Origin of the sequence: Flavobacterium daemonense (assembly GCF_007341385.1) — a bacterium.
In the GTDB taxonomy this organism is placed as follows: Bacteria; Bacteroidota; Bacteroidia; order Flavobacteriales; family Flavobacteriaceae; genus Flavobacterium; species Flavobacterium daemonense.
Genome location: NZ_VJYD01000001.1, coordinates 185,649 through 212,149, shown reverse-complemented (window position 1 = coordinate 212,149; position 26,501 = coordinate 185,649). Strand labels below are relative to the sequence as shown.

The window sequence follows — 26,501 nt, the reverse complement described above, 5'->3', positions numbered from 1 at the left end:
TCCGTTAAGAGTGGTTTTAGAAAGATATGAAATATACTAACTCTAATTAAAAAAATAACCTAATGTTACTTGAAAAACTCTATTCTTCATATCGCTGTTTATAACATAATTGCCGCTTGAAATTGCGTCTTTAAAAACGTTTGAATACGAAATCGTATATCTGGCATCTGCATAAAATTTATTCTGAAATTGATAACCTAATCCGAAATTTACTGCGGTATCAATACCAGTCGAATAATCAGATAAGTTAAGCGTTTCGCGGTTTTCGTAACCTAAAAAATTATCCTGATATTCATTATTGGCTTTTAAAAGTATCCCAATTTGAGGTCCTGCCTGAAGACTGAATCCTTTTGCGACATAATATTTCAACATTACAGGAATGTTTAAATAGTTTAGTTTAACTGTGCTTTTGTAATCTGAATTTGTAACATCTGGATCTGAATACGAAAACTTCATTCCTTGCTGACTGTATAATAACTCCGGCTGGATTGCAAAGTTTTTCGCTAAAGGAATTTCGGCCATCAAACCAGCTGCAAAGCCAGTTCTGCTTGATGAATTCACTGCGTTTTCATCAAAAGTAAGATTGGAAATATTTAAACCTGCTTTTACTCCCAGCTTTACCTTTTCGGTTTGGGCTGTAACTGCTGCACACATAAAAAGTGTACATAAAACGAGCATGGATTTTTTCATAATTTTTATTGTTTTAAGAATGGTGACTCTCAAAATAAAAGCCACCAATTCTATCTCTAATTTCTATTAGTTCTTGATAATCTTAGCTGAATACTTTTTACCTTGAACCGTACAATCTAAAATGTAAACTCCTGTTGTTAATTCGCTTACACTTATATTTGAAGGTAAACTGCTGTATGTTTTGCTCCAAATTGCATTTCCGTTCATTGAGTAGATCTTAAGTTCAGTTTGGCCTTCTACTTTATCTGCCAAGAAAATATTTACATTGTCAACTGCTGGATTCGGGAAAACTCTGAAAGCATTTGTCAATTTTCCAATAATCAAACCTTTTGACTCGTATTCATCAGACATGCTATCACATCCGTTGCTATTTGTTGCTCTTAGGCTATACGTACCTTCCCAGATTGTTGCAACTGCTTTTTCTGTCGCATTTGGAATCGGTTTACCGTTCAAATACCATTGATATGCTGTCGCATCATCTGAAGCTACAATTTTCTTGTCATCTAAAACTCCAATCGATGGTTTATTGTTTTCAAGAACTGTAATACTTGTATTGAAAATTTTACCCAATCCGTCTTCGTTATAAACGGTTACATAATATTCACCACTTTCTGTTGCTGTGAAAGTCGGATTTGTCGATCCGTCAAACCATTCGTATGTAGCATAATTTCCTGGATTCAAAACTACTTCTGGTCCACAAACATTACCACTTACTAATTCAGAATTGAAAGTATCAAATGTTACTTTTACTTTCCCTGTAATTGAACAGCCATTTTTCAAAACCGCTGTTACAATATAATCTCCAGGTTTCGTTACTACGATAGCATTTGTAGTTTCACCAGTATTCCAGATAAATGAGTCTGCATCAACTTCTTTGCTTAACAAATTAGATTGAGCATTAAGATAAACGCTTTTGCCTGCATAACCGTGAATTGATGTATTGTCAAATAATTTGAAATCTCCAGATACTCCTTGATACGTGTAATCTTCGATTGTATTATTTTGAGTAATGATGTCATTTTCTACAATTGCACTAAAATTAAATACGTGAGAATCTCCATCAACTAATTTAGGTGTTGTTTTAAAAGTATATTCGATACTTTCGCCTACAGGAATTCCTGCAGCAACCGCTTCTGAGATTTTCTCTGAAGTATTTTGATACTCTACATTTACCTGAATAGAATTTTCTTTAATAGCAATTTGACCTTCATTAGTCAATCTTACTTTGTATTCTTCGCTTCCGCAAACATCTTTTGGTGACAAAATTTGCATAGAGATATCTGTAACGGCTTCATTATAGATTTTTAAATCATCCATAACCATATAAGAGTATCCTGCTGCTTTAGAGTGTCTGAAACGGAACATTACTGATTTACCTTTGTATTTCATAATATTCAAATCGACTTTCTTCCACTCCGTATCAACAAAAGAACCTTCTTTGTTTGCTCTCCATAATTCTGTCCAAGCACCTCCAACAGTTTTAATATCTACAAGGAAAATGTCATTAACATTACTTTGCATAGCGTAGTAAAATTCAAGAGCACTTGCATTATCTCCCAATTTATACATTGGAGAAACTAACTCGCTATAGTAAGATAAATTCTCTAACTGGCTATAAAGCATATTCGGATTAGTTCCACCTGTATGGTCTTTTTTAGGAAGTGTCAAGTTAACGTTGTCCGCAGTAGCTACAACTCTCCAAGGATAATTATCATCACTTAAACTAGAAACAAAACCTTTTTGACCAAATAATGAACCACTTGGAATAGTTGAGAAAGTTTCTACACTAAAATCTGGTGCTTTTGCAATAACTTCAAAAGATCCTTTTATAACCTGAGCCTGATCTTTTGGTTCAGTAGCGGTATAGGCTTTTACCGCAATATCATATTTACCTACAGCCAACTGTGGTAAATTATCGATTTTATATGTAATAGTTTGTCCTACTAATATTTCTCCTGTTTTTTCAATTAAAATAGGACTTCCAACTGCAGTTCCGTTTTGAGAAATCTGATATTCAATTGTAAATTTATCTAATGCCGTGTAAGCTGAATTTCTAAAGTTTACATTAAACTCGTGCGAAGGTACATCCTCATAAACCGTTTCTGGAACAACTAAATTAGAAGGTCTCAAATTCGATTTAGCTCCTTTAATTTCGATATTATCTACTGCGAAACCGTTCGCAAATAATCCATTATCATTGTGTACGAATGCTATCATTACACACGATTTTCCGGCATATTCTGTTAAATCTACACCATATTCCCACCAAGATCCATAATATGGCATGTGGAATACTTCTTTCCACGTCTCACCTCCATCTGTACTTACTTTTACATAGCCGTCAGAAAGATGTTGACTATCACCAAGACCTTCAAATGATAAATGTGCTTCTTTATAATTTGTCAAATCAAATACTGGCGAAACTAGCATATCGTTTGCTTCGTCACAGTTACATTTATCATCATTACTCGCCATAAATTTGGTATGATCTGTAAGGATTGGCCAACCAGGTGAACCTAAATCCGTATTCAGTCCTTGTTTCCAGCCTGCTGAACCTCTATTTTCTGAAGTTCTCCAGCCTTTGTATTTAGACGCATCTTCAAAATCCATTTTGTATGGAAGTACAGCTACTTTCATATCTTCATTGTTCCAATTGTCGTATGTAAATACATAAGAATTATTGGCCAGCTTAACATCTTGCAACATATCTTCTGGGAAAACTGAAACTGTTACAGTATGCTCTCCTGCAGTTTTTAAATTGATATTTGGAACACTGATTGAAATGGTGTCTTTGAATTTAGCAAAAGCCAAAGTTCTTTTCTCTACTTGAGAAAAAACCACATTTTTTGCCGCATCTAAAACTTTAGTAGTAACATTTACTACTTGGCTTGTTGTTGCAAAATTATTGGTAATTTTAGCAGTCACCGTAGTATTAGTGTTGTCAATTGTACATTTGCCAGCATCTAATTTTGCAGCAAGTATTTCTAAATCATAAGGAGCATCACCCACAAGAATGTTGTCTAAAAATCCTCCTAAGAAACCATCATTATAATCATCTGTTTTAACATGAAAACGAAGTGCTACTTTTTTTCCTGCAAGAGCATTTAAGCGTATTTGATAAGGATCTTTTTTAAGAACCGTATTTACTCCTGTAAACCAACCTCCGTCAAACAAATCACTAGCATGTACTGTTTCAGGATAATTTACGTCTTCAACTTTTTTCCAGTTTTTACCTTTATCCTCAGAATATTCAACTATAAGTCCGTCATATCCTTTGTGGAATAAATAATATAAATCGAATTCAGCATAAGGAGAAACAACATTTGTAAAGTCAAAGATTGGCGATTCTAATACAAAATCTGAATTAAGAGCCGGTCTATCATTTGATTTAAAATCTACCATTCCCCACATATATTGCGATTTAACAGTTCTAAATGCTGCAGGATAATTTTGAAATATAAACTTTTGATTTGTTGTGTTTAACGATTTTGTATTCCATCCTCCCGGCGTTCTTTCAAAACCTTGAACATATGGAAATTGCGTTATAACACCACTGTAAGCAGCGTTCAAAATACTGTTGTTTGTTGTAACAGGATCTTTGTCGTATGTTACATAAGCTTCGTAGGTATGCAAACCTAGCCCAGATAAATCGATGGTTCCGTCAAAAGGAATTTTGATTTCTGATTTTCCTTTAAAAGCAGTTTCTAAAATAATATCTTTCCAAACTGTAACGCTTCCTAGTGTTGTATCAGCATATCCAATTTTTAATTTAGTTCCTGCTGGAATATCCTGACAACCTAAATTATAAAGCGAAATTGCTAAAGTATGGTTTGCAGGCTGTACTCCTCCATTATAATCTGGAATTTCAAGATTTGTTACTTTAATATCAAAATCTTTTTGAGCTACAGGAACAACGATTTGTGAAGTAAAAGTATAACCATCTTTTTGACCAAAATCAGTAATTGGATTAAGATCTAATTTTACTTCTATGTAATTTGTAGGTCCTCCTGTCTGATATGGTATTTTGTCTCTAAGCTCTAAAGTCACTTTTTCGCCAGGAGCTAAATCTTTAGGGAAATAAATTTTACCATCATTAGAATAGAAAACAATAAGTCGGCCTAAAGCACTTGCCATTGCTCTCAATTTGTAATTTAAAACTTCATATGCTTTAATTGGAGTAGATCCTGTATTTTCAAAAGTTATATAAAAAGGTTCGTCACCTTTCAATTGCCCACATGGCAAAGACGGATTTTGTACCGAAACAATTGACAACTGTTTATCTGAATAAGGGGCACCAACACCAATTGCATACCAAGCATTTGTAACTTGTTTGTATTCTTCAGATCCAAGACCGTATAAATCTTCTGTTGCCATTAAAGAGGCGTTACGCATATCTCTAAAATTTGAAGAAGGCGATAAATACTCTGTAAGCGTTACATAAGCGATTTTCTCCGCTTTTTCTAAACCAATACCTTTAATATCATAACTATTATTAAGGTCATTTACCCCTTTTCCGCCTTCAACTAAAAGATAATACCAGTAATTGGTAATTCCGCTGTTTTGGTGCACACCACCATTGTCAGAACTAGCTGCTGGATCTGCCCAATATTCTCCTCCGTAAGTATCAGGCTGGCCAGCCGCTTTTGGGTCGGCCATACTTCTTAAACTTCCGTGTTTGTATAATTCGTCACCTAACATCCAAATGTCACTTTTTGAATCTTTTCCAGCATAAAGCTCAATAGAAATTCCAAAAATATCACTGAAAGATTCATTCATTGCTCCAGATTCTCCCTGATAAATCAATCCAGCAGAAAACTGTGTTATAGCATGCGTCATTTCGTGTCCAGTAATTCCCAAACTTACAAAAGGCTGGTCAATACCATCTCCAAATTGCGCCCATCCTCCTGTCCAAGAAGCATTTTCAACATTAGTTCCTAAGTGTGCCAGTGCAAAAATGGTCATTCCTTTGTCATCAACACTATTACGATCAAATTTTTCTTCATAATAGTTCAAGGTTGTTTGCATTCCCCAATGAATATCAATTGCAGCTTCATCATGGTCTTTATTATACAAATCATTCCAGTTGTTATCTTCATCGATATATTCTGTAAGCACATCGTCAGATGCATGCTCGGCATGATTCATATTTAAAGTATACATTGGCACTTTGTATTTTCCTACCAAGCTTTCCAATCTATAACCATCTGCATATTGAGTGGTTCCAAAAGTTACATCTCCAGCAAATCTTGCTTTTCCTTTACCAATAGCTGGTCTTCCGTCAGCATCAGCAGCCGAACGAAGATCTCTGCTTAAATCAATTTTTAAAATTGTTTTACCAGTATTTGCATCAACATAAATAGTTTGGCTCGATTGCGGATTTGTAGCGTAAATATCATATTTCCAAGCTAAATGATATTCTTTCAATTGAGAAGAAAAATCTGGTCCAACATAAACCAATTCGCCTTCAGGTTTTTTGCTAATATTTTTGTTTACCAAAGCACTCATTTTTTTGCTTTGCCAAACATATTCTTTAGCATTTACAGTTCTAAGAGCACTTTCAAGACCTTGCGAAGCATTCATTTTGTAGCTGCCGCTTTCTGGTAATTTTTTTCTGATTTCACCAAAAGCATCAATCTTAGTTTTGTTTTCTCTAACCTTGTAAATTGATCCTTCAACCGGAATAGAATTGTGCAATTGCTGATAAGTAGCCAAAGTTCGGCCATGCTTATCTGAAAAAGATTTTAATTGCATTTTGTCTGAACTAGCCAATCCAAAAGCTTCTTTTTTAACTTCAAAGACATTTTTTGAGGTTAAATTTCCTGTTTTTGCAAACGTTTTAACCTTTGTACTGTCCTGAACAATTCTTTTATTTGTTGAAGAACTTGCGTTTTGCCCAAAAAGTTTTTGACTTTCCTGCGCTTGTCTGGTCACTGCCGCGCTTTCTTCCTGCGAAAGTTTTGTGCCATTTATATCCTGTTCTTTTTGAAGAAAGGGATTGTCGGCATCCGTTTCCGGAATAGCATTTGGATCAGTCGTTTTTTTAGAAACTTGATCCTTTGTGGCAATTGTGCCTGGCATTTGAATTGCCGTTTGAACATTAGCCTGATTTGTTTTTTTCAGCGGAGACTGAGCCATTCCGAAGGAACAGACTAAGAAACTCAGCAAAAGAAACAAATACCTGGACTTAAAGTAGGTTTGGTTCATTTTTAAAAATTTAAATTAGTATTAAGGTTGCATTGTTAATAAGAGTGCACTTTAGTTCTTCGTACAAAAGCATAAAAAAGCTTCTTCTAAATCAATTGGGCGGTTGATCTTTAGAATCTGGTTTCGTAATTTTTTGTAGAATTTTTAAGAGCGCGCTTTTTTTTGTTTGAGTTTCCTCTAAAAGTTCTTCTAAACTTTTGAGAGGTACATTCTTTTTCTTCGCATTCATTTAAAATTAACTTCTGATATTTTTTTGGTAAATATAGAAGGCGAAGCAGGCGCCAATAAAAAAAAGGACTATTGCAAAAACACTCGGCGGTAAAAAAGTGCTGCCAAAAAAACACTCTTTTAAATACAACATTAACTAAATCAAAACATTAGCTTAATAATAATTTTACATTGAATCACCTTTGAAAGTGTTCAAATAAGTAGAAAGATTTACTTTTTCGTTCGTTAAATCGAACTTTTTACGAAGCCTTGTTCGTGCATTTTCGATTGATTTAAACGATTGTCCAGTAATTTGAGAAATCTCTTTTGTAGTTAAATCAAGATACAAAAGAGCACATAATCTGCGGTCTTTTGGAGTTAGTGAAGGATAATCAACAGTAAGTTTATCAAAGAACGATTTATGAACCTGTTCAAAACTCAATTCAAATTCTTTCCAGATATCGGTATTTAAATCTTTTTCCAATCGCTTCAAAACAATATCAATTGCCTGCTGCATTTCTTTGTTGGCCGTTTTGAGTTTTATCTTTTTAAGATCGGTCAAGATTTCGTTGATGTTATCGGTTCGATGAATTTCAGACATTGCCTTTCCGATCAAAACCATATTTTTGGATTCTAGGCTTTGCTTCAATTCTTGCTCTTTGGCCTTTAATTTTTCTTTTTCAAGCTGATTCTTGATGTTTTTATTTCGATAACGGATCAATAAAATAATCAAAGTCAAAATACCGATAACCAATATCAAGCCAATAACATAATATTTAAATCTTGTTTTCTCTTCAACAAGTTCCTGAATCTGCGTTCGCACTTTATAATCTTGTTCCAGACGAATTCGTTCAAGATTTACAGCTTTCTGTTCAATATTGATGCTGTCGCTGATTTCGTTGTATTTCTGAAAATAATGAACCGCATTTTTATAATCTTCTTTACTCAAATACGCATGATATAAAATTTTATTTAACCGAAGCGCCGAAAAACCAAATTCGTTTTCTTTTGATAATTCTAAAGCTTGCTTGGCATTTGCAATTGCTTGATCGAATTTGTTTTGCCCTAAGCTGTAATCCGACAACGATTCATAAACAAAGGTTTTTAATGAATTATCAATTGGAGAATTTACAAACGAAAGTGCTTTTTCAAAATAAAAATCGGCCTTTTTATTGTCTTTTTTGATACCATATGCACGTGCTAAATTGGTGTAAACATAAGTTTTAAGTGAATTATCCTTTAATGATGAAGCAATTGCATCGGCTTTGTGATAATAATACAACGACGAGTCCAAGCTTTTGCCCAAATACGTTGTACCAATGTTGTTTAATATTTTTACAAGCTTGTCAGGTTCATTTTTAGACTTTTGGTAGTGATAAACATGTAAAAAATATTGCAACGCTTTTTCTTCGTTATTGCTTTTTGCATAAATAATGGCCAAATTATTTTCAACTTTAGAAGCTTCTGGAATATTCTTATTGCTTTTATAAATTTCATACGCTTTTAGATAATATTGAAGCGTAACATCTATAACATCTTTTGAATTGTATAAATCGGCTGTGGCGACATAGACTTTGGCCAAAGCAAGATCTGGATTTTCAGTTTTCTTTGCTTCTGTCTCTGCCGATTCAACATATTTTATCGCTCTTTCCCAATCTGAATGTTGTAGTTTTTCAGCAATTTTAAGACATAATTCAACTTTCTGTTCATGGTTGTCAATCGTATTTAAACGATCAATCATTTCTTTTGTTGATGTTTGCGAATGAAGAAGAAAAGATGAAAAAACGAAGAAAAAAGAGAGTAATCGTGTCATTATGTTTGAAAATTCTTAAGATTTTATCCAAAAATATGCAAAATAAACACTTATAACGCGTACAAAAAAAATACTGCCCGAATTTAACATAAATTCATGGCAGTATTTAGAATGATAGTAAAAAGATCTTCGTTTTCTGGATTTAATTGACGCATAAAATCCTGCATTTAGAAAAATCTACCAAACCGCTTTCTGGACGCGTTTTTCCATCAAAATCAGCATTGATGCAATTTAAATCCGAGTTTTCATCAGCATAAAAATAACTCAGTTTCGTGCAATTTTTAATATTTAGGGATTTCAATTTATTATAAGAACAATCAAATCCTTTCAATTCTGTATTATTTGAGAAATCTAATTTTTCCAAAAAATTATAATCACATGACAATTCTTTTAAGTCTTTGATTTCACTCACATTCAAAACCGTAAATTGATTGTGAGCGCAATTTAAATACTTTAAAGCACCGTTTTTTGAAAAAGAAATATGTGTCAACTGATTTTCAGAACATTCTACAGATGTCAAAACCTTATTTTGGCTAATGTTCAAAGTTCTTAAATTGTTCTTCGAACATTTTAGCGTAGTCAGTTTTAGATTTTTAGTTATATCCAAAGAAGCAAATTGATTCTGATCGCATTCTAAATATTCTAATTCAGAACTTTGAGCTACATTCAAATCGTTCAAAAAATTATTACTGCATTGCAACATTTGCATATTTTGATTTTTACTTAAATCAAGTTTTTCTAATTTGTTTTCGAAACAATTCAACTGAATTAAATTCGTATTTGCCGTCAAATCTAAGTTGGATATTTTATTATTGTAGCATTGCAAAATAGATAAAGCCTTATTCTCTTTTAATTTCAAAATTTTTAACTTGTTATTTGAACAATTCAAATATTCCAAGTTTACATTTTTGCTTACATCAATTTTTTTCAACTTGTTTTCATCACAATATAAATTTGTCAATGCTAAAAAATCTTGAATTCCTGACAAACTTGCTATCTTTTGCTTTGAAATATCCATTGTCTTTATATGTACAATATTAGTTGTAAGTACTTTACCATCTATTTTGCCCGAGTCGTATTTGTTGTCAATCAGCCATTGTTCAAAATTTGAATCGGGAATTTTAGTATATCCTTCTTCCGTTTGCGCAAGTAAGAAATTAGTAAAAAATAGAAATGTAAAAATTATAAAAAGTGGTTTGGCGTGTTTCATTTGTTTCTGGATTATATCTATTTTGGCTATTCTTTGGCAATTATTCCTATAACTATAGATGCTTTAAACTTTGAAAAGGTTGGAAAAGAGATAAAAAATATCTAAATAAAATCTGAAGAATACTTCGTTTTTTCTACCGAATTATCTTGACCTATCTTTTGAATTTCTGCCTCAATTTCAATGTCGTTTTTAAAAATTACACTCAATGCATCGACAATTTCTTTCGATGTGATTTCATTCGAATAGCCAACAAACTCAATTGATTTATCTTTTCTTTGATGCATTTTGAAACCAGCCAACGGAAACTCAGACAAACGATTCGAAATATCAATATTATTAATTTTCAAATCTGATTTTGTCACAAAAACTATTGGATTTCGAGCTTCTAAATCAACCAAAAACGGAACACCATCTTCAATTTTCAAACTGCAAAAATCACCCGTTCGATACCGAATTAAAGGAATAAACGGATTGCTTCCTCCGGTCACAACGAGTTCGCCTCTTTCGCCATAAGGAAGTTTGACATCTGTATGTTCATCAAAAATTTCCAAGTACAAATCGGGACGAATTACTTTATGTCCGTTTTCAGTCGCATAAGCAATATTTCTGCATTCTGTCATTGAATAAAGATCAATAACAGGGCATTTAAAATACGCTTCCAATTTGTTTTTCGCGCCTTTTGTCAACTTCATTGCTGAAGATACAAGTGCTTTTGGAGCTAATTGCGGTTTTAGATCTAACAAAGCCAAAAATGCAATTGGGTCGCCTGTCAATATTTCTGGATTGTATTTTTCGAGGTATTTTTTAGCATCGTCAGGATGGTTCCACTCAGTTGGATTCAAATTTATTTTTAAAACTCCAGCGCCCTCTAAATATGTTGATAATGAAGCGTATGTCAACGTTTTTTCCTGCGCACAAATCAAAGCAATTGCGGCTGATTTATTGCTTTTGGTTATAGAAATATTAAACTCCGCAAGAACCGATTCTATTTGTGGCAACCAACTTGCCTGCGAAACCGAATCAAAAAGTACGTCTAATTTTGAGCCAGTTGAACCAGAAGTATGATAAACCAAAAGTTCCTTTAAATTAGCCTCATTCGAAACAAACAAATAAGGAAATTTCCGAATATCTTCGCGAGAAATCGTTAAAAAAGAATCGAAGTCATTTCCTTTATTCTGATAAAAAGGCACTGTTTGAATACACCATTTAAAGTAAGTTTCTAACCAAGTTGGAACTTGCCCTTCGTTCCAAAATACTTTTTTATCGTAATATTTATTTTTATACGAGTTAACTCTTAAAAGCTGTTCTGCATTTAACCGGTCACCACTTTTAAAATTAAATTTTGGCGCAAAAGCATCTTGTCTAAGTTCATTTAAAAAACTTAAATCATCAAGCAAAGGAAAACGTTCCTTGTCGGTCAATGCTATTTGTGGGCCATTATTCGCGTCCATACACATTTGCGGCTTCACGTGCTGCTTTTTCAGCCATTTCTCTTTTAATGTTCATTATTCGTTCGTGCGCTTCGTAGGATTCTTTTAAAACTTTATATCTTTCTGCGCTGTTTATTGATGCTAATTTATCGGCGGCTTCGTTATGGCTTTCGCCGAAAGGCATGACTTCACAGCAATATAAAAGCAATCGCACCATTTCCTCGGCACGTTCGTCGTCAGAAATCCAATCATTGTATTTTACGTAAACTGTTGTCGTAAGCAGTTCCTCAAACCAAAATTTTTGCAATTTGTTTTCTATTTGAGGATTATTTTTAAAATCAGTATGGCATAACAGCCAAGTCGAAATATGAATGGCGCGCCAATGATTATCGTCAATTAGTTTTAAGTCGAAATTTGTTGGATTTTTAAAATCCTTTTTCAAAAAATTATTACTTATAATCCTGTATGTATCAGCAATCAAAGCAAGGGAATTTAGCCCGTCTTCGGCAAAAAAATCAGAAGGTTTTAAATAAGAATCTGGGCATTTCCTTAAATGCGCAACCAGTTCAAAAACATCATATTTAGACATAAGCATAATTTTGTTGTGAAAATTCTGCCGCAAACTTCAAAAGTTCGGCCTCGTTTGTAACATAGTAAACATTCCATCCCATTTTTACCAACCTAAGTACCAAATCCTTATTATAATCAGGTGGAGAATGCAAGACCATTGTTCCGTGTCCGCCAGCATTTTTTAATGCAATTTCAGCTAGTTCCCAATTGGATTGTTTTGTTCCTGTATCAGCGGCCAACATGCTGAAAATATCATTATCTGTAACAATGACAATATGTGACTTTTTATCTGGTTTTGTTTCGAAAGGCTTTCGCAATCGTTCAATTCCGTAGGCGTAACCAGTTCCTAAATAGGAAGTCAAGGTAGTCAGCAAATCGGTTTCATCTGTAATAAAACCATCTGTTTCCAAATAACTTCCAGGCTCGCCAGAAAGACATCCCATAACAGAGGCTCCTGCACGCAAAGCAGATAATCCTATAATTGTGGCTGCCAAAATTGGCCATGAAAAGTTGTGTCTTGGATTTCCCATCGAACCTGAACAATCGATACCGAGGTAAACATTTAGCGGTTTTTTCGAAATAGAATTATCTGAATCTGAACCAAACGTTCTCTTTTGAGTCGTTAATCCCGGAATAAGTTCTGGCGATAAAATGGCAGATTGAAGCCAATCGACTTCTTCGATAGCATCGCCAATATCCCAAGTTTCTAGTCCTTCCGGTAAATCGAAAGATACATTTTCAGAAATTTCTACCGGAAAATCAATTAAATACGGCAAAGCAATTTCTTTGTAATAAGTATTGATCAAACGTTGTTCATCAGCATTTGGATTAGCTTGCTGCATCAAATCAATGTAATTTCCCGGCCCCATATAGCCTTCTCTTGGTCCGTGTCCGCCAAAATCATTCTTTTCAAAACCTAAACTTTCCTTTTTACTTTTATCGCCATTTTCTTCTTTCGAATCAATAGCTTCTTTTCGCATATCAATAATTTCGTCATAACCTTCTAAATCGAGTTTGGTCATACCAGAAATATCCATTGCTCCTTTTCCAGCATCTTCGGCGTCCAATAGCACTAAAATCTTTTTGCGTGCATCTTGAAATTTTTTGTCATCCATCAAATAAGGATATACCATTACAGCAAAACGGCCACCGCCATGAATCCAATTTTTAGAATAACTTCTTATCAAAGAGGCTAATAACGAAGCATCAGAATCTATTTTTTTGCTATGAAGAGATGATTTTGTTGCCAATTCTCCCCTATTCAATCGCCATAAGTATTCGTAAGTTCGCATCATCAACGTCCAAAACTCAGAAAAACTATCTTCTGAATTAATCGCTTGATAAACCTCTGACATTCTTAATTTATTGATGCGCTGTAATTTATCATTTATTAAAAAATCAGCGTATAAATTAGCAACCATTGGCGCCCGATCTTCAATTCCGGGCAAACCAAAACGAATTCTGTTTAACAAAACTGCATTGTCATATAAATTGGCAGGCGTAAAAATATGATGTCCAATTTCATGCGCCAGCACTTCAAGTGGATAATCAATAATATTGCGTTCTACAATTTCTTCTAAATTAATCACGATGCGATGATCGGTTAACCGAATCATTGCAAAACTGCCTGTAAGTCCTTCTTTATAAGCGTCTTCGTTTGATAAACACCAAATAGGTTCTTGCAAACGCAACATAGGATTCCACTCCAACTTTGCCTGTTGCCAATGTGATTTCCATAGTGCGAGCGTTTCTTCTATTTTGGCTTGATTATTCATTTCCAAGGCTGTATAAATATATAAAATAGGAATTCTGCAAAGTAAAAACCAACGTATCTTGTGTTGCAACAACAGATGAAATTGCCGTTGTATCGATTTCATTGGCTTCTTTTCCGAGCCATTTTTCTACGTTTGTAATTCGCTTAGAATTTGACGTAATATCTACTGTATCAACAGTATTAGCAGGAATTAAGACCTTGCCAAATTGATCTGCAAATAATGCATAACTACTATTTGAATCGGTTGCAAATATATATTCTCCAATTTGTGCTAGTACTGGCGGTTCTTCAAAAAAACCAGTCATTCCTTTGAAACCACCTTGAACGCCTTCAAATTTAGTACTATTATTTGCCCATGGATTTTCAAATAACTGATTTGATTTTACAGGATTACCGATGGCTTTTATAATTGTTTGCTGCAGATTTTCGGAAAGCGTTTCAAAATCTGCTTTCAAACGAACTCTTAAATGCGCCAAACCACATTTCCACGCATAAATACGTCCAACTATTTTAAAATCTTCAATTGTTTTGATCTCAGCGCTGCTAACTTCAACAAGTTTGCACCATTGCAAAGTTTTATCTGGAGCATAAACTTCAAGATTCAAAAGTACATCATGGAGCAATGAAATGGTTTTTAGTGGAAATTTTAAAGCAAGATTTGGTATTTTGGACAATAATAACCAAGCTTCTTTATATTCGTCTTTATACCGAATTGCCATACCACTTCCAATTAGTTTCAATGATTCCAAGTAAAGTGCTTTTACAACTTCATGAATTTTTTCTGGAGCCGTATTTTCGGCAACAACGGCTTTAACGATCGGTTCAATGACTTCGACCATCCAATTGGCGATAACGTGCGCATCCAAACTGCCAAATTTTATTTCACTTTCATTGTACCATTGATTGTACAATGCACTATGATCGCTTAATGCTGCAATGAGTGGCTCAAAAGTTATTTTTTCCATTGCAACCATCTTTTGTAGTTAGTATAACGTTGATGCAAATATTTCAATTTCAAAATATCATCTGCTCTGTAGCCATAAAGTTTTTTCTCCTGCGACCATAGCTGAAGCTGCTTTTCGATATTTAAAAGTCGGTTGTCAATTTCTTTTGAAGAGATGTTTTCGAGTCCTTTTTTAAATTCGGCTTCAAAATTATCTACCGGATCATTTCGGTCTAAATCTTGGCTCACATATTCATCACAAGACAAATCAAACAATTCGCGAAGCCACACAATTCGGTCAACTCGATACACTTCGTTCCCAGTTTGATCGAAAAATGGAGATTCTAAATGCGGTGTTAAACTATCGTGTAAAACAAATGGCAAAACTTGTCTCACGTCTTCTAATTCTACTCTTTTATTGCCTCTAAAATAAGCCATCGCCTTAGAGAACATCAGTAAAGTCATTATTTTTCTAACTGATAAACCGTTTTTTGCCTGCGAACCTAAATCTTTGACTGGATCTTTTCCTGTCTCTTTTCTGAAAAGTGAACGCATATCAATTCCCGACAATTTTGCCGTGTCTTTTGTCATATACTCCAATCGGTTCGATGCAGGTTCAAAAAACTCAAACTGACGGCAAAAAAACTCGATGCGTTTGCGCAATTCGGGTTCGATTTTTATACCTCTAATTTGTTTGTTTATTGTATTTAGCTCCTCTTCAGTAAAAATAATTTCTTCCGGAATTATCGATTCAGGTTTAAAGTTGAGTTCGATACGCTGCAATAAATCGTCAATAAATCTGGTGTTAAAATGCATCGCTCTAATGACAATATCGATTCTGTCTTTTAAGGCTTCAATCACTTGGTATGTACCCCCACCCGCATCATCATTGGCAGTCAAATACCATGCGCCTTCCGGACATTCATAAATCTGATCGAAGATTTCAGCGTAATTATCTGCTAAAACGGTTAATAAAGCCGACTGAGTTCTGGTTGGAATTCGGTTGTATTCATCAATGATTTTCACTCGCATTCCGAGCCATTTTCGCCAAGCAATTCTGATGTCTGAAGTTTTCTCAGCTTTTACCATGTCTGAAGGCAATGGATGACCCAACAAATCTGAAATCGTCATTTGTGGCTGACCGTGCTGAATGGCACGCATTACATCCTTTTTCTCATAACCCGCCAACAATCCCATCAATACGGAAGTTGCTGTTTTTCCGCGGCCTGGGCCACCAACAATAAGACATTTTCCTAATGATGCGAGATTCAGTAAAGGCATCAAAACAAAACTCGAATAACTTTGATCTGTTGGCAAGTAAACGGGCACTTTGCTGTCTCCAAATAAAAACTTTTTAGGGTCGCCATCATTGAATTCGATATCATAATACGGACTAATAACGGCTGTATTTGTGATCCAAAAATACGCTTGACGCAATTTTTCATCCAATGTCACAGCATCTTTCAAGTCATTTTGATCTGTATCGCTTGAGTAAAGATCTTCAATCTGAAATTTAGTTGTTTTATGAGTTTCTTGAGGATTTGTAGGCGATTCTGGGACTTTCTTGAAAAATCCCATGGTTTTATTTATTAAGTCAGACATGGTTATATTTGGTTTCTATGTTAGATTAAATTTATCATTTTCTTTAGCAAATAATACTTTTGACACTTGTTCAATTCTTTCTTCAATAGTGCCTCGAAGCATATGATATTTAAGATTTCTTGCGTTTAAATCGTCAATTATTCTTTCTTGAAATTCTTTTCTTTTCACATCGCCAGATCGGTCCCAAGTATCGTCGTAAGGAATATCGGTATCACAAACAAAAATAATATCGTGTCTGTTTTCGGCTGTTTTGGCTAAATTTTCCAAAGCTGGCAGCGCTTTTCCATGATAATCTAATGAAAACAAATACGTCGTAATGGCATTGGTATCAGAGAATAAAATTTGGTTTGACTTTAACACAAGAGCATCTTCTCTTTCAATATGACCTTCAGCAATTTTCAAAAGATCTTCTAAAGTCAGCCTTTTATTGACTTGGTGCTTCTCCCAATATTCTCTTCCGTATTCCGGCATCCATTGTGTGTCAAAATGAATCGCTAGTTTTTCTGCCAAAGTCGTTTTTCCTGTTGATGGCGCACCAAGCAAAACCACTTTCGTAATCAAATCTTTATACACTTTTGGATGTAAAAACTCTTTATTTTTAAAAGAATCATTTCTGATTTTCGTCGCCGATATTGGAATCTGATGTCGGCTAATATCAACCTGTCTGTTCAATGCTTTTAAGGCAATACTCATGTGTTCGCCGTAAGGTTCGCTGGAATAAAAATGAGAAACTACACGGCCATCCAGAATTTTCAGAACATAATTTTCCTGAATTTTCATTATCTCGGCTGTATAACCGCTATCGTTTGGTGAATTTGTACCTTCTATAACAGTAATTTTTGGATAAATTTCTCGGATCCAGCCCGCTCGCACGGATAAAGGAATATTAATAATCGGATCATCATAAACCAAAACGATCACTTCGTCCACTTCGTTCATAGCAGTTTCTATTAACAATTGGTGGCCTTTATGAAAGGGCGCAAATTTTCCTAATGTGAGTCCGAGTGTGGGTTTAACGCTCATAAATAAATTCTTGATTGTATGCTTTTTTCCATTCCAAGTAACCAACTATTGCCATGATCAAAAAAAGCACATATAATACTGAAGTGAAATACAACTCTTTATAGCTATAGATGCCAATTGCTACAACATCGACTATGATCCAAAAGAACCAAGATTCCAACACTTTTATAATCATTAAATATTGAGCAACCAAGCTCGCAACCATTATAAAAGCATCGATGTAAGGGCAAGCCGCATCAGTTCTTGTGTCCATAAAATAGCCCACTAGTATTGATCCAACAACCGTCAAGCCAATCCAAAATATTTTTCTGGTCAAGAGGGTTATTTGTAATGTACTCTGATTAGCACCGCCGTATTTCCAACTGTACCAACCAAATACCTGAAGAAATATGTAAATAATATGCAAAATCATATCAGAATATAATTTTGAGGTATAAAAGACAAAGCAATACAACATCACCTGAATTAAACCAAAAAACCAACACCAAATGTTTTGTCTGATTGTAAAATAAACGGCCAAAAAGCCGAAAATTGCGCCAAAAATCTCTATAAATTTATCCATACTTGTCGATAAAGATATAATATTGATTTGAACTTTTTGAGGATAAATTGTATTTTTTGAGGCAACAAAAAAAAGGGCGAAAATTACGTTTCGCCCTTTTGTAAATCAATCCTTTTTTACTAATATTTCACATCCTCAGGTAATTTCATACCCTTTGATTCCAGCATTTTTTGTGCTTCCTGAATAGTTCTGAACCTTGATATGGTTTCATTACCCAAATAAACTTCTCCTTGCAATGGTCTTGGCGGATATTGAACATATGTCTTCATCAAATCCTGAATTGCTTTATTGAAAATAGGAAGAGTCCATGTTTTTTCTGTAAAGCTATTCATGAACAAGTCATAACGTTCTTGAGGATCCTGCCACAAATCATAAATTGCAGGAACTGTCGCTACATAAGTCTCATCGCCTCTCCATCCAAGCTGTTGTCCTGGCGCATCGCTTCCCGCTTGTGCTCCATTATCACCTCTAGTATTATAAACTGCTTTAAAATGGCTCACGCGAACTGCACCCGGAGACAATTCTGATTCTGTAAAGTAGTACCAAGCGTCACGAAGCGGTTTTCCTTTTTTGAACAAAACATTTGCCATATCATAACTGTCAAAAACCATTGGTTTACCTTCTCGGTCGTTTTTAGGCAATTCAACACCAGCAAGACCTGCAAAAGTTGCCATTAAATCAAGTCCGCCAACAATGTCGTGATTTTGGCTTCCTGCTTCAATTTGTCTTGGCCACCAAGCGATTGCTGGCACACGGCTTCCTCCCTCTCTGTCGGTTCCTTTAGAACCTCTAAATGGCGTATAACCTGCATCTGGATGAACGTCTTGCCAAGCGCCATTGTCAACTGTGTAAATTACAATTGTGTTATCCGCAATTCCAAGTTTTTTAATTTCATCCATTACGCGTCCAACATTGTAATCCATCTCCATAACGCAGTCTGCATATTTACTTGCCCCTGGAGATTTTCCTTTAAATTGTTTTGAAGGTAAATTTGGCTGGTGGTTTTTAGCAAAATTCACACACATAAAAAACGGATCTTTGGCTTTTGCATAGGTATCTAATTGCTTCAATACATTTTCGGTCATCATCATATCTAATTCTGCAATATTATCTTCAGTTACCTTAGATATTTCACGAACTTTTCCTCCTGCTTCACCTTCAAGAATTCCTGTTGTTACTTTTTTAAAGAAAGCAAGCATTTCTGGAGTCATATCAGGATTCCATGACGGAAAAGCATACGTATAAGCATTTAAGTGATACAAAACTACATTTTGCATAATATCAAAACCATGTGCTGTCGGCATCGCATAATCTGCTTCACCTAAGTGCCATTTTCCTGAAAAATACGTTTTGTAATTGGCTTTCTTTAATACAGAGGCTAATGTCCATTCTGGTGCTGGAAGTCCGCCTCCTTGACCTTGAAACGCTACTGTTGTCATACCGCTTCGGTTAGGAATACGTCCTGTAATCATTGCTGCTCTACCAGGCGTACAACTCGGCTGACCGTAGAAATTCCAAAACTGCATTCCTTCTTTAGCCATTTTATCTAAATTTGGTGTCGGCATTCCTCTTCCTTCTCCTCCTCCGTACACACCTAAATCTCCCCAGCCAGTATCATCAGAAATAACCATTATGATGTTTGGCTTTTTCTTTGTCTGTGCATTGACAAAGCTGGCAAACGCCAAACAGAGCAAGCATGCAAAAACTAATTGTAAGGTATTTTTCTTCATTGCTTTAAAATTTAATTATTAGTACTATAATTTATTTTGTTTAAAAAATTAATCGTCGCAAAACTTATATTTTGCATTTTACAAATGATGTCCATTGAAGATTAAATTTTAAGTTTGAGTTACTAATTAACTTCTTCAAAATCTCCTGGTTTCCAGCTTCCGTTAAATGCGCCAGCTTCTGGACCATAAATACGAATGTAAGCGAACCATCCTCTGTTAGACACAGTTTTGATCCACTGTCCTTCTTTTCCTTCTGGTGCTTTTGGCCCAAAATATAAGTCTACACTCTGCCCTCCTATTTTATCTTTTAATTCAAACAAAGAACGAAGTGCTGCTTTATTTTGATCAGTAATAACCTGACTTCTAGTTTGCGCATCATAAATGGTAATGGACCAAAAAAGCTTTGCAGGAACTGGCGTAGGTATTGTTAATTTATACGTTTTACCTCCATCAACATACTTGCCTGTATTGTCTTTAAGTCCGAGCCAGTACAAAGATCCCCCTCCTTCTTTTCTTCTAAACATTGAAGGAGATGCGCCAATCGCCTGATAAAACCATGTTTCGCGCGCATCCAAATCAACATAATTTGGCGTATTGAAATCGCCATCTTCAAATCGTAATCCTACCCATTCCCACTGACGATCTTTCCAAACAACGCGGTCCGGACGGCGGTCAGCAAACGATTGAACTCGCATTTGAGCATTGGCTATTTTAGCTGCTTTTTCAAGGATTGCTTTTAATCTTTCATCAGGTTTAAATGGTTGTCCTTTTTTAATACCTAAAACAGCGAGTTCTCCATAATAATTTCGATATCCTTCATACGCCGGTTCTCTCTGAATTACATCGTTTAGACTTTCCCAATATTTTATATTGGTTTCCCAAGCCACCGGAGTTGTATTTTGCGGTTTATCTGTAAGTTCCAGCCAAGTTGGTTCTAGCCAGTCAGCTGGCTTATTTAACGGATATACTTTTACGGTTTTAATTCGTTCCATCGCCGCTTTAACGTCACCAGCCACAGGAAGCGAACGTATGCCGACTGTTAAATTGTTGGAAGAAGATTTCCAAACATGATAACCCGAAGCAGGCACTGAACCTTTATAATTTGGCGGAAGAAGAAGATGTTTTCCTCCATTTCCGGCATCAGGTCCCGGAATTCCCATGTCAGCAACCCAACGCTGATTTACATCCATTGCAACCACAATAAGTGGGCCTTTTGGAATATCAATAATCATTGGACCTGTCGATAAATCTATCGGAATTGGTCCGTAAGGTGTGTCCGAATTTAATGTAAATCCAATTTGTCCCGGTTTAGTATCTAAAGTCCCGAATGATTTATTTGGAACAATTTTTATGCTATCATTGCCTTTAACCAATCCTTCTCCTGAAACCGTTGGATAGAAAAACTTATACGCTTGAATTGCGCGGGTTAAGTCGGCATCATCATAAGCTTTTTTGATTGTTGCTTCTGTAGGGTAACCTCCAACAAATTCATAGTCTGACGTCGAAGAAGTCTCACTATTAGTATTTTTCGTGCCTTCTGTTTCTTTTTTACAGCCTACTAAAGCAGTAAGCAGAAAAAAGAGATAAACTAGTTTTTTCATACAAAGTGGTTTTAGATGGTTAAATTTCAAACGAATATCAAAGTTATTACCCCCGAATAAATTTAAACGCCACCATGCACTTCAATTTTGTTTCATGTTATAATATGAAACGAAGTTTTAAATCTAATTATAGCAGAAATTAACGAAATTAGTCTCTAAATCTTTACACCTAACAATTTATAAATAATTGCTTTATGTGTCTGATTTTCAAAGTAAATCTTCATTTTTTATTATAACAATAATCATTTTAATCTGAAATTATATGCCTCTAAACAAAAAAAGATTTTTTCTATTTTTAAGTATATTAACCTTGCAATTTATACATGCTCAGGATGCTCCCTATTCAATCGGTTTTATTCCGGCATCTATTGCAGAAGGAGATGTCGAATTTCCTTTGTATGATAAATGGCATTTGAGCGGTCAAGCCGATTTTCAACTAGTAACGCAAGGCTCTTATGAAACTAGTAATCCTTTTGCTTTTACGCAGCGCGTGGTTGTTAGGCCTTGGCTGAAATATTCGGGTTTTAAGAGCGTAAAATTATGGTTGGGTTATGCGCACAATCAAAAGTATGCTGTTGAAGAAGCCGGAAATTATGAAACCCTTGAGCAAAGATTGATTGTTATGGGAACTTTTTCGCAGGAAATGCCCAAAGGAACTATTTTTGAGCAAGTGCGTTTTGAAACTAAGTTTTTTGATGACAGAAATGGAACTCATCAAACGGTTCCCAGACTGCGTGCAAGATTTGGTGTTAACCATTATTTAGACGGAAACGGAAAGCCTTTGTCACGAGCACCAAATATTGGTTATTATGCTGAGCTGATGCTGAAATTTGCTTCTAAAGATTATGCGGAAGAACATTTTGATATTTTCAGAATGTCAGCGTATTATAGTGCCGGAATTACGCCGAATATCCACTTCTTGGCCGGTATAATTGGTCAGATGCAGCTTCGTACCAACGGAACCCAATTTGATGTTTATTACGGTCCCGTGTTTTCAGTAAAATACAGTATTCGTCCAAAAGAAAGAGAAACTTTTGACAGCGTTGATGGCGGAGCAGATTAACAAAACGGCTTTCTGTCAAAAAAACAAAGAAATAATAAAAGCTTTAAAGCAAAAGTGCCCCAAGTTAAAAAACAGTTTTTAACGAACTTCATTCTTTTACTATGACCGATACATCACAACTCCGAAGCTCCATATTCAGACATCTCGACGGACTGGCGGTTGCTCCCGTCGCAATTGCATTGAAAAACAAAGCTGTTTTGGAGTTTATTCTGAAGAAAAAGCAAACACAGCTTACAGAACTTATAGTGGTTTTTAAAGCAAATGAAGGTTATTTGAATGTGGGTTTAAGGATTCTAGCATCACAGGGATTTTTAGATTATGAAGTTGATAATGATGTACAAATCATTACGATTTCTGTGAATGAAAAAACCGAGATCGCCTTTTCACTCTTTTATCTTTATGAGGATGTTGTCGATTTGCTTCAGTTTTCCGCTCATTTTCATCCACGTCTTTTTGAAGATGCGCCTTTTGAAAAACTCGATTTGATTTTTGAAAAATACAAGAATAATTACGGAATCCAACCCTCTGATGATGTTCTACGAAATTCCATTCAAGAACAGATTTTAAAACATATTGAAGGTTATTTAATTGGACCCACAATTGTCCGTTTAGCAATGAAGGGAATGTTTCATAAATATTTCATGGAAACCTCTTTTAAGCCAGAAGAGTTTCATAAATCACCTGAAAATTTCAAAAAAATATTAGACTTTTTTGTCCATCTTGGTTGGTTTACAGAAAAAAAAGGGAATTATCAATTTACAGAAATCGGATTGTTTTTTGCTAAAAGAGCCAGCGCTTATGGCGTTACAGTATCTTATTTGCCCACATTTGCGAAAGTTGAAGAACTCATTTTTGGCAATCCAAATATTCTGTGGAGCCATGAGAGCGAAAACGAAATTCATGTTGATCGCGAAATGAATGTTTGGGGAAGTGGCGGCGCTCACGATACCTATTTTAAAATTGTAGATGAGATTATCGTCAAGCTTTTTAATCTCCCAATTGAAGAACAGCCAAAAGGAATATTAGACATGGGCTGTGGAAATGGCGCGTTTCTGCAGCATATTTTTGAAGTGATAGACAGACAAACTTTAAGAGGCAAAATGCTCGATAAATATCCATTGTTTTTAGTTGGAGCCGATTATAATCAAGCGGCTTTGAAAGTAACTCGAGCTAATCTTATTAAAGCTGATATTTGGGCAAAAGTAATTTGGGGCGATATTGGTCGTCCTGATCTGCTTTCTGAAGACTTAAAAGAAAATTATAATATTGATCTCAGAGATTTGCTGAACGTTCGAACTTTTTTAGACCACAACCGAATTTGGGAAGAACCAAAACATATCGATATAAACCGAATCAGTAGTTCTACTGGCGCATTTGTCTTTAGAGGAAGAAGAATCAGCAATAATTTAGTGGAAGATAATCTATTAGAACATTTGCAGAAATGGTCGCCTTATGTGCGTAAATTTGGTCTTCTGTTGATTGAACTGCATACGATAAATCCAAAACTAACGGCTAGCAACATCGGAAAAACGCCCGCAACTGCTTATGATGCAACGCATGGTTTTTCAGATCAATATATTGTCGAAATTGATGTTTTCAATAAAATTGCTGCCGAAGCCGGATTATTTCCAAACAAATCCTTTTTTAGAAGATTTCCAGATGCCGATACTGCGACTGTCAGCATTAATTTACTGAAAGGCAACGCTCTAGGGCTATAACAAACAAAAAACTCCAAAATCAAATGACTTTGGAGTTTCTTTTATTGTGTTTTTTAAATCTTACATTTCGTTTAAGTCATTGAACTCGTGTAAAGATTTTAATGTGCTTTCGTAGAATAAAATTGCTGCAATAAGGTTTCCTTTATCAGAGTAAGGCATCATTTTTCTTTGGAAATCTACTGTAGTATCTAAGAATGTAGTTGTGCCTTCTGCTTGAGCATCTAATACTTTTTTATGCTCACTATCGTCTGGAATACCTAAATCTGCCATCGTAACTCCTGGTTTTGTAACCAAAGCAATGTAAGGCAATGTTTTTACTAATACTTTAATACGCTCGATGTACAATTCTAAAAGCTCTCCTTTTTGCATACCGCTCAATTCTTTTTGATCGTGGTATTTACGGATTAACGCTGTTGTACTGATAATACTTCTTGGAGCATTTTTAGCCTGTGCTGATACAGCTACAGTTGCCATGAAGCAAAGGAAACTTAGTAAGAAAATCTTGCTCTTCATTTGTTAGTAGATTTGGTTAGTTGGATGGAAACAAAAATATATAATTTAACTTAAATTGCAACTGTATTAATTTCTTTTTTGCAATATTTTTTTCTTTTTATTTTTTATGTAAGTAAAATATTACATTTTACTCAAAATGATCAATTGAATGATTACGATTTAATGATTCTAAAACGGCCTGGGTATTTTATCCAGATGCTTTTTTTGTTGCCGTAATAATCCATATAATCTTCGCAAACAAATACTGCATGCGCCGTTGACCATGCTACAACTCCGCAAAATTCACTTCCAGATTCTCGTTTTAATTTCTCGATTTGCTTGCCTTTTTGAAAACCTAAATATTTGTAAATCGTTGGTGTATAAACTTCACCGCTTTCTAAATCTTCCAACGCTTTATCAAATGTATCTTCTTTATCAATAATCTGCTTGTATTTTGCCATTACAGCATAAGTCAATATTGCGTATTCAATGATTTTTTCGTTTTCGCAATTGTCTTTAATGCAAACAAAATCGGCAGAGATTTTTGCTTTGCTAATTTCTTCATTATTCAGATTAAAAGATTCGTTGTTTTTTAATGTTATTTTCTGCAGATTGTCATCAATTTTTTCGGTCACAAAAAGGTTGTCTAGACCATAAATATTTAAAGAAGCTTTAATAAAAGCAATAGATGAGCAGTTTGTGCGTTCTCCTTGCTTAAAACTTTCGAATATTTTATCTGAACTAAGCTGCGCATAAGAATTTGAACAGACAAACACTAAAAATAAAAATATTGACGTATACGATTTCATGCCTTAGGATTTTATATTTGTACCCAATAAATCTTTGAAAATAGTATTGAGTTTACAAAACTAAAAAAAAACAATTCACTGTCTAATTTACTTTTAAAAATTTATTAAGAATTATAAAAAATTTGTTCATTTCTTAAAAAAGAAAATTGAAAACTTATAAATTTAACTTTTAAAAATTACCTTTATATCGCACCAAACAAAAGAAGATGAAGAGGAAAAAAAACAGCAAATTACAGTTAAAAACTAATCGAACTTCCTTTTTATGAAGCACTTATTTTCTAAAAAAATAGCACTAACTCTTTGTATAGCTATTGCCGTTTTTGTTTTATTCTTTAAAATGTATTCAGAAGAAAAATCTTCTGCACCAAAACCACTAAAAAAATCATATCCACCCGGAGTCCTTTTTACTTTTGATGATGATTATATCGATGATTGGTATGAAGCTGATCAATTATTGCATCCTTACAACTGGAAAGGAACTTTTTTTGTTTGCTGGTATGCCAGTTTGGATAAAGAAAAAAAATCGAAACTTCATTATTTACAAGACCGAGGACATGAAATTGCCGGTCACGGTTATAATCATCTAAATGCGCTAAAATATTCAAAGGAATTTGGCATCGAAAAATACATTAATGATGATATTTTGCCTTTGAAAGCTGCTATGAAAAAAGATGGATTCGATATACATACTTTTGCTTATCCTGACGGCGCGCGAGATGCGGCATTGGATACCGAATTACTCAAACATTTTGACATCATAAGAGGTACAACTTATGAGGAAATTAGGCCAGAATCACAATTTTGCTACTATGATGACAGCAGAGTCGTATATGGCTTGGGAATTGACGACGACTACAAACAGTTTAATATTCCTTACTATAAAAGTCTAATGGATTATGCAAAAGCACATAACAAAATAGTGATTTTTTATGGACATAAAACCGTTTCAAACGCCGACGAAAAGCTAGAAACCCCGCTTTCTGCTTTAGAAGATCTTTGTAAATATGCCAAAAACAAGGGTCTCAAATTTTACACTATGGATGAGTTGGCTAAATTATAA

At 34.7% G+C, this 26,501-nt stretch carries 18 protein-coding genes; 3 read left to right on the top strand and 15 right to left on the bottom strand.

Translation table 11 applies throughout. The features are described from left to right. Nucleotides 1-42 precede the first annotated feature (42 nt). The 13 genes from FND99_RS00750 to FND99_RS00690 all read right to left on the bottom strand — a co-directional run bounded on the left by FND99_RS00750 (nucleotide 43) and on the right by FND99_RS00690 (nucleotide 21,359). Entirely contained in the window at nucleotides 43-690 is a 648-nt protein-coding gene (locus FND99_RS00750; protein ID WP_144336092.1) for a porin family protein, read from the bottom strand. A 66-nt stretch (nucleotides 691-756) separates the two neighbouring features. Then, entirely contained in the window at nucleotides 757-6,894 is a 6,138-nt protein-coding gene (locus FND99_RS00745) for a M4 family metallopeptidase (RefSeq protein ID WP_144336091.1), read from the bottom strand. A gap of 394 nt (nucleotides 6,895-7,288) precedes the next feature. Next, a complete protein-coding gene (locus FND99_RS00740; protein WP_144336090.1) occupies nucleotides 7,289-8,914 on the bottom strand; it encodes a tetratricopeptide repeat protein in 1,626 nt (541 codons plus the stop codon). Nucleotides 8,915-9,056: 142 nt separating this feature from the next. Beyond that, the gene (locus tag FND99_RS00735) at nucleotides 9,057-10,124 is read right to left on the bottom strand and encodes a leucine-rich repeat domain-containing protein (protein ID WP_144336089.1); all 1,068 of its coding nucleotides are present in this window, start codon (nucleotides 10,122-10,124) and stop codon (nucleotides 9,057-9,059) included. 101 nt (nucleotides 10,125-10,225) lie between these two features. Then, nucleotides 10,226-11,575, bottom strand: coding sequence for an AMP-binding protein (locus tag FND99_RS00730; protein ID WP_162615521.1), 1,350 nt, complete (start codon nucleotides 11,573-11,575; stop codon nucleotides 10,226-10,228). Next, nucleotides 11,562-12,143, bottom strand: a complete 582-nt coding sequence (locus tag FND99_RS00725; RefSeq protein WP_144336087.1) for a hypothetical protein — start codon at nucleotides 12,141-12,143, stop codon at nucleotides 11,562-11,564. The genes FND99_RS00730 and FND99_RS00725 overlap by 14 nt, the downstream gene beginning before the upstream one ends. After that, nucleotides 12,136-13,899, bottom strand: a complete 1,764-nt coding sequence (locus tag FND99_RS00720) for a DUF58 domain-containing protein (protein ID WP_144336086.1) — start codon at nucleotides 13,897-13,899, stop codon at nucleotides 12,136-12,138. Before FND99_RS00720 ends, FND99_RS00725 begins: the two co-directional genes overlap by 8 nt. Then, on the bottom strand, nucleotides 13,892-14,863 hold the full coding sequence (locus FND99_RS00715) for a hypothetical protein (protein ID WP_144336085.1): 972 nt from the start codon (nucleotides 14,861-14,863) through the stop codon (nucleotides 13,892-13,894). Before FND99_RS00715 ends, FND99_RS00720 begins: the two co-directional genes overlap by 8 nt. After that, the gene (locus FND99_RS00710; protein ID WP_211356611.1) at nucleotides 14,851-16,443 is read right to left on the bottom strand and encodes an AAA family ATPase; all 1,593 of its coding nucleotides are present in this window, start codon (nucleotides 16,441-16,443) and stop codon (nucleotides 14,851-14,853) included. The genes FND99_RS00715 and FND99_RS00710 overlap by 13 nt, the downstream gene beginning before the upstream one ends. Before the next feature lie 15 nt (nucleotides 16,444-16,458). Beyond that, nucleotides 16,459-17,466, bottom strand: a complete 1,008-nt coding sequence (locus tag FND99_RS00705; RefSeq protein WP_144336084.1) for an AAA family ATPase — start codon at nucleotides 17,464-17,466, stop codon at nucleotides 16,459-16,461. Continuing rightward, nucleotides 17,456-18,028 carry a nicotinamide riboside transporter PnuC gene (pnuC, locus tag FND99_RS00700; RefSeq protein ID WP_144336083.1) on the bottom strand — a complete coding sequence of 191 codons (573 nt, stop codon included), beginning with the start codon at nucleotides 18,026-18,028 and terminating at the stop codon, nucleotides 17,456-17,458. The genes FND99_RS00705 and pnuC overlap by 11 nt, the downstream gene beginning before the upstream one ends. Before the next feature lie 119 nt (nucleotides 18,029-18,147). Continuing rightward, nucleotides 18,148-19,758, bottom strand: coding sequence for an arylsulfatase (locus tag FND99_RS00695; protein ID WP_144336082.1), 1,611 nt, complete (start codon nucleotides 19,756-19,758; stop codon nucleotides 18,148-18,150). Nucleotides 19,759-19,880: 122 nt separating this feature from the next. Beyond that, the gene (locus FND99_RS00690; RefSeq protein WP_144336081.1) at nucleotides 19,881-21,359 is read right to left on the bottom strand and encodes a DUF1254 domain-containing protein; all 1,479 of its coding nucleotides are present in this window, start codon (nucleotides 21,357-21,359) and stop codon (nucleotides 19,881-19,883) included. A gap of 310 nt (nucleotides 21,360-21,669) precedes the next feature. Here FND99_RS00690 and FND99_RS00685 point away from each other — a divergent pair, with 310 nt between their 5' ends. Together FND99_RS00685 and FND99_RS00680 are read left to right on the top strand one after the other, a co-directional pair. Continuing rightward, the gene (locus FND99_RS00685; RefSeq protein WP_246074143.1) at nucleotides 21,670-22,422 is read left to right on the top strand and encodes a DUF2490 domain-containing protein; all 753 of its coding nucleotides are present in this window, start codon (nucleotides 21,670-21,672) and stop codon (nucleotides 22,420-22,422) included. 101 nt (nucleotides 22,423-22,523) lie between these two features. Then, nucleotides 22,524-24,140 carry a class I SAM-dependent methyltransferase gene (locus FND99_RS00680; protein WP_144336079.1) on the top strand — a complete coding sequence of 539 codons (1,617 nt, stop codon included), beginning with the start codon at nucleotides 22,524-22,526 and terminating at the stop codon, nucleotides 24,138-24,140. Nucleotides 24,141-24,200: 60 nt separating this feature from the next. Here the strand turns inward: FND99_RS00680 and FND99_RS00675 are convergent, their stop codons facing one another. Both FND99_RS00675 and FND99_RS00670 read right to left on the bottom strand, forming a co-directional pair. Then, nucleotides 24,201-24,653: a hypothetical protein gene (locus FND99_RS00675; RefSeq protein ID WP_144336078.1), complete on the bottom strand. Its 453-nt coding sequence runs from the start codon at nucleotides 24,651-24,653 to the stop codon at nucleotides 24,201-24,203. 152 nt (nucleotides 24,654-24,805) lie between these two features. Beyond that, nucleotides 24,806-25,441: a hypothetical protein gene (locus FND99_RS00670; RefSeq protein WP_144336077.1), complete on the bottom strand. Its 636-nt coding sequence runs from the start codon at nucleotides 25,439-25,441 to the stop codon at nucleotides 24,806-24,808. A gap of 337 nt (nucleotides 25,442-25,778) precedes the next feature. On the opposite strand from FND99_RS00670, the gene FND99_RS00665 reads away from it, so the two are divergent. Next, the gene (locus FND99_RS00665; protein WP_162615520.1) at nucleotides 25,779-26,501 is read left to right on the top strand and encodes a polysaccharide deacetylase family protein; all 723 of its coding nucleotides are present in this window, start codon (nucleotides 25,779-25,781) and stop codon (nucleotides 26,499-26,501) included.